This is a genomic window from Mesorhizobium sp. M1A.F.Ca.IN.020.06.1.1 (assembly GCF_004023265.1).
Lineage (GTDB): Bacteria > Pseudomonadota > Alphaproteobacteria > Rhizobiales > Rhizobiaceae > Mesorhizobium.
Genome location: NZ_RZSR01001649.1, coordinates 1 through 625 on the forward strand (window position 1 = coordinate 1; position 625 = coordinate 625).

Sequence of the window (625 nt, forward strand, 5' to 3'; positions counted from 1 at the left end):
TCGTCGACGATGTGGCGCAGCTCCGCCAGGCAGCCCGCCACCTCCTGCTCGAGATCGGCAAGCTGGGCCGTCCGCGCCACGCCCCGGCTGCGGAAAGCTGAAACCTGTCGTGCTATGCGGGCCAGGTCGGCGAGCGTCTGGTCGTGCAGGTCCATGGCCATGCGGCGCCGCTCGCGCTCCATGCCCTCGGTCAGTTGCGAGGCGCCGACTCTCAGCAGTTCCGCCCGGTTGCGCGCCTCGCTTTCGGCGAGCATGGCGCGGCGCGCTTCCTCTGTCTGGATCAGCGCGAACATATAGGGCCCGATGAGGTCGGCGCATTGCTGAGCGACCTCGACGTCCTCTTGCGAGTAGCAGCCGGCCTTGTGCCGGCTGATGTTGAGCGCGCCGATCACGCTGCCGCGTGCCCGCAGCGGCACGATGATGCGGCTGCGCAGCTTGGCGGCGAAGATCGGTCCGTCGAACGCTCCCTCGAAGTGGAATCGGTCGTCGAGAAGCGCGTTGTCGGTCAGAAGATAAGGCGTGTCGCCCCACAGCACGCGCCGGATCGGGCTGCCCTCGACCGGATGCTGCGCCAGATCGCTCCAGCTGGTATGGAAGCCGGCCTCGTAGCAGGCATGCATGCGCC

At 68.2% G+C, this 625-nt stretch carries 1 protein-coding gene; it reads right to left on the bottom strand.

Annotated features, from left to right (window positions below):
• Positions 1-625 (bottom strand): GAF domain-containing protein (locus EOA60_RS36125; protein ID WP_128312786.1); only part of this gene is annotated, 625 nt, incomplete at both ends.